The organism is Kitasatospora sp. P5_F3, assembly GCF_054049135.1.
The window spans coordinates 1-1,395 of record NZ_JBFUMY010000187.1; the positions used below are offsets into that span (position 1 = coordinate 1).

General features: G+C 69.2%; 1 protein-coding gene. It reads right to left on the reverse strand.

The annotated features are described in order from the left end of the window. The coding region (locus ACXJMZ_RS37230; protein WP_457034421.1) for an NF041680 family putative transposase at positions 1-1,268 on the reverse strand (1,268 nt) is incomplete at its 3' end. Between the last annotated feature and the right edge of the window lie 127 nt (positions 1,269-1,395).

The window sequence follows — 1,395 nt, forward strand, 5'->3', positions numbered from 1 at the left end:
AACCCACGGCGGACTCGAGCTGGAGTCAACTTCGTTGTGGACAGGGGGCGTTCCCAGGGGCGGCGTAGGTCGGCGGCCAGCGGGCGGGCCAGGCGGAGCTGGGTGTGGGCGACGATGACCAGCCAGGTCCACAGGTCGGCGGTGTCCGGTGCGCGGAAGTGCGGCGCGGTCCAACCGAGGGTGCCTTTGAGCAGGCGAAACGTGTGCTCAAGGTCGAATCTGCGCAGGAAAGTACGCCATATTCGGTCCAGGTGCGTGGTGTTGATGCCGGTGGCCGAAGACCACAGCCACAGCGGCGTCGCCTCGCGTTCGCCGGGCAGGTGCTCGACCTTGAGGCGGACCAACGTGCCGTGGGTGATAGGGATTTCGCCTTCGTGGTCGAGCCACGGGCCGCGTTTTTGCAGGCGCTGGTGCATCCGGTCCCAGGCCCTGGCCTCGGCCTTTCCGTAGCGGGTGGTCTCGGTGCGGGTGGTGGTGTCGGGCTCGTGCCAGGATTYGGGCTTGGCGAAGGTGAACGCGGTGCCGTGCTTGCGCGGTCGCCCACCCCTGGGCGTGGAGCGGGGCTCGCCCGCGTCGCGGAGCATGACGCGGTCCGACCGCAGTCGGCCGATGAGCTCCAGAGGCAGGTCGGCCAGGAGGTGGGCCAGGCGCGTGACGTCGTAGCCGGCGTCCATGACCAGCAGGATGTCCGGATCACCACGGGTCCAGTGCCCGGCCTCGATCAGGCGCCCGGTGACCTCGCGCAGCTGGGCGGCGGTCACCGCGGTGGCGTCGTCGGCCGGTCCCAGCCGGACCGCGTCCAGCAGACCGGTCCAGGAGGTGCGGCCGGACTCCAGGGCGGCGACGAAGGAGTAGGGCCAGCCGGGGATCATCTGGTCGGCGCCGCGGCCCCGTCCGTATACGTGGCAGAACAGCCGGTCGTCACTGGTGGGAGCGTCGGGTCGGAGCCAGTTGGAGATGTCCACGGCCAAGGCGATGCGCCCGTCGGCGAGGCGTGGGATCGGCAGGGCGGCCAGTGCGCGACGCAGCCGGGTCGGCTCGAGCCAGCCCCGGTCCAGCGCGGCGTACATCGCCCCGTGCCCGCGCCGGTGCTCAGCAGCCAGCGACAGGTCCACCAGCGTCTTGACCGGCCCGTCCGTGCACAACAGCGCGTCGGTGAGCTCGAAGAGCACATCCGCCCGCTTGTACAGACTCTCGTAGAACTCGACCCGAAAGCGGGACAAGATGCCCAACGCGCCACCTACGGGCGCGTCGACGGGAAGACTCATGGGCAGCGGCCGATCTCTGGTTCTTCGTGACTCGACATCTCGAAGCGTGGAGAACGGCCGCCTCTGCTGTCCCGGAAAGAACTGCAGATCAGCAGGTCGAGTGACCTGCGAGGTTAAACAACAAGCT